3 protein-coding genes are annotated in these 3,207 nt (G+C 72.2%); 2 read left to right on the top strand and 1 reads right to left on the bottom strand.

All coding sequences use genetic code 11. The annotated features are described in order from the left end of the window. A partial coding sequence (infC, locus tag G6556_RS17920) for a translation initiation factor IF-3 (protein WP_346774990.1) occupies positions 1–625 on the bottom strand: 625 nt, incomplete at its 3' end. 399 nt (positions 626–1,024) lie between these two features. Here infC and G6556_RS17915 point away from each other — a divergent pair. Both G6556_RS17915 and G6556_RS17910 read left to right on the top strand, forming a co-directional pair. Next, positions 1,025–1,534, top strand: coding sequence for a Fur family transcriptional regulator (locus G6556_RS17915; protein WP_166944378.1), 510 nt, complete (start codon positions 1,025–1,027; stop codon positions 1,532–1,534). 135 nt (positions 1,535–1,669) lie between these two features. Beyond that, positions 1,670–3,172, top strand: coding sequence for a catalase (locus tag G6556_RS17910; RefSeq protein WP_166944376.1), 1,503 nt, complete (start codon positions 1,670–1,672; stop codon positions 3,170–3,172). The last annotated feature ends 35 nt before the right edge of the window (positions 3,173–3,207 follow it).

Here is a 3,207-nt window from a genome sequence, read left to right as displayed (position 1 = left end):
GGGCCGGGGCGGCGGCCTCGGCCGGGGCGGCGGTCTCCGTCTCCTCGACCTCGGGGGCCTCGGGCAGCGGCTCGCGCTGGGCGCGGGCCCGGCGCTGCTCGTTCTTCTGCTCGGCCTTCTTCTTGGTCGGGCCGAGCACCATGATCATGTTGCGGCCGTCCTGCTTCGGCATGCTCTCGATGAAGCCGAGCTCCTCGACGTCGGCCGCGAGACGCTGCAGCAGGCGCACGCCCATCTCCGGGCGCGACTGCTCGCGGCCACGGAACATGATCATGACCTTGACCTTGTCGCCGGCCGACAGGAACCGCTCGACGTGGCCCTTCTTGGTGCCGTAGTCGTGCGGGTCGATCTTGAGGCGGAAGCGGATCTCCTTGAGAACCGTGTTGCTCTGGTTCCGCCGGGCCTCGCGGGCCTTCATGTCTGCTTCGTACTTGAACTTGCCGTAGTCCATGATCTTGCAGACGGGCGGGCGGGCGTCCGGCGCGACCTCCACGAGGTCGAGGTCGGCGTCCTGGGCCAGGCGCAGCGCGTCCTCCACGCGGACGATGCCGACCTGCTCGCCGTTCGGGCCGACCAGGCGGACCTCGGCGACGCGGATCCGATCGTTGATGCGGGGCTCGCTGATGTGGTGCTCCTCGAAGTCGAAGTGGTGACCTCCAGGAACGAGGAAGGCCCTCGCACCTGAGCACAGGTGGAGGGCCGACACGATCCACGGCACCCCGTCGGAGACGGTGCGCCGTCGGGCCACGCTCCCGCGAGGGGCTCGTGACCTGGACCGAAGACCTGGACCCTGCTGCCGGCGGACCGGGCGGTCGGGACTCAGGTGGGAGTGGCCTCCACTTGTGCACCCGGGCCGCCGGACGCCCCCGCGGTGAAGCGGTGACACACGTCGACCCAGGCCAGTCGTGAATGACTCTACCAGAACACCTCGGAGCCCTTCGCTGTTCCCCGCGTCACGCATCCGACGTGACACGCCGTCAGATCCCTGCTTGAACAGTTCCAGAAAACGTGCCAGGGTTGCGGCATGCCCGTCGACCAGCACGCACCCGCCGTACCCGGTGGCGCGGCGAGCGCCGGCCACCCGCACGCAGCGGGCCGCACCGCCGACCGCACGACCGACGCCGCGGAGCTCCTCCGCGCCCGCGGCCTGCGGGTCACCGCGCCGCGGCTCGCCGTGCTCGGTGCCGTCGCCGACCTGCCGCACGCGGACGCGGAGGCCGTGCTCCGGCGGGCCCGGGAGGCGGTGCCGACGGTCTCGGTGCAGGCGGTCTACGACGTCCTGCACGCGCTGACCGACGCCGGCATCCTGCGGCGCATCGAGCCGGCCGGGCACCCGGCCCGCTACGAGCGCCGCGTGGGCGACAACCACCACCACGTGGTGTGCCGCTCCTGCGGCGCGGTCGACGACGTCGACTGCGTCATCGGCGAGGCGCCCTGCCTCGTCCCGAGCTCGACGTCCGGCTTCACCGTCGAGACCGCCGAGGTCACCTTCTGGGGCCTGTGCCCCGACTGCCGCAGCCGCACGACCGACTGACCGCAGCCCCGGGCGAGCCGCCGCCCCGGCCCGACCCCCGCACCACCGACCCACGACTCCCGGTCGGGCGACCCTGCCCGACCGGTCCCCGGCGCGCCCTCGACCGGCCTGCCGACGACCCGGAAGGACACCCCCGTGACCCAGGTCCACCCGACGACCACCAACTCCGGCGCCCCCGTGGCGTCCGACGCGCACTCGCAGTCGGTCGGCGCCGACGGCCCGATCGTCCTGCACGACCACTACCTGGTCGAGAAGCTCGCGCAGTTCAACCGCGAGCGGGTCCCGGAGCGCGTCGTGCACGCCAAGGGCGGCGGCGCGTTCGGCACGTTCACCACCACCGGCGACGTCAGCCGGTACACCCGCGCGGCGCTGTTCCAGCCGGGCGTCGAGACCGAGATGCTCGCGCGGTTCTCCTCCGTCGCCGGCGAGCACGGCTCCCCCGACACCTGGCGCGACCCCCGCGGCTTCGCGCTGAAGTTCTACACGTCCGAGGGCAACTACGACCTCGTCGGCAACAACACCCCGGTGTTCTTCCTGCGCGACGGCATCAAGTTCCCGGACTTCATCCGCTCGCAGAAGCGCCTGCCCGGGTCGAACCTGCGCGACAACGACATGCAGTGGGACTTCTGGTCGCTGTCCCCCGAGTCGGCGCACCAGGTCACCTGGCTCATGGGCGACCGCGGCCTGCCGCGCTCGTGGCGGACGATGGACGGCTTCGGCTCGCACACCTACCAGTGGATCAACGCGGCCGGCGAGCGGTTCTGGGTCAAGTACCACTTCAAGTCCCAGCAGGGCATCGACAACCTGACCGCCGACGAGGCCGCGCAGCTCGCCGGCTCGGACGCCGACCACCACATCCGCGACCTGTTCGAGCACATCGCCGACGGCGAGTTCCCGCGCTGGACGCTCTCGGTCCAGGTCATGCCGTACCAGGACGCGAAGACCTACCGGTTCAACCCCTTCGACCTCACGAAGGTCTGGCCGCACGCCGACTACCCGCTGATCGAGGTCGGCGTGATGGAGCTCAACCGCAACCCGGAGAACTACTTCGCCCAGATCGAGCAGGCGACGTTCGCGCCGAGCAACTTCGTGCCGGGCATCGCGACCAGCCCGGACAAGATGCTGCTCGCGCGGATCTTCTCCTACGCGGACGCCCACCGGTACCGCGTCGGCACGAACCACGCGCAGCTCCCGGTGAACGCCCCGAAGTCCGAGGTGCACTCGTACTCGAAGGACGGCGCGGCGCGGTACCACTTCAACGCGCCCGAGGTCCCGGTCTACGCGCCGAACTCGGTCGGCGGCCCGGCGGCCGACCCGGCCCGCGCGGCGGAGTCGGCCGGCTGGGAGGCGGACGGCGAGCTCGTGCGCTCCGCCGCGACCCTGCACCCCGAGGACGACGACTGGGGCCAGGCCGGCACGCTGTACCGCGAGGTGTTCGACGACGCCGCGCGCGCCCGGTTCCTGGAGACGATCACCGGCCACGTCGGCGCGGTGAAGAGCGACGTCATCCGCGCCCGCGCGATCCAGTACTGGACCAACGTCGACGCCGGCCTCGGCGCCGCGCTGGCCGCCGCGCTCGCCGGCACGGCGCCGGTCGAGAACGGCGAGCCCGCCACCGCGAGCACGCCCGTCGCCTGATCCAGGCGCGGGGCGGGCCGGTCCCCCAGCCGCCC

The organism is Cellulomonas sp. IC4_254 (genome assembly GCF_011603975.1).
Classification (GTDB): Bacteria; Actinomycetota; Actinomycetes; order Actinomycetales; family Cellulomonadaceae; genus Cellulomonas.
Note: the sequence above shows the minus strand (reverse complement) of the source record. Positions and strands in the feature narration are given on the sequence as shown.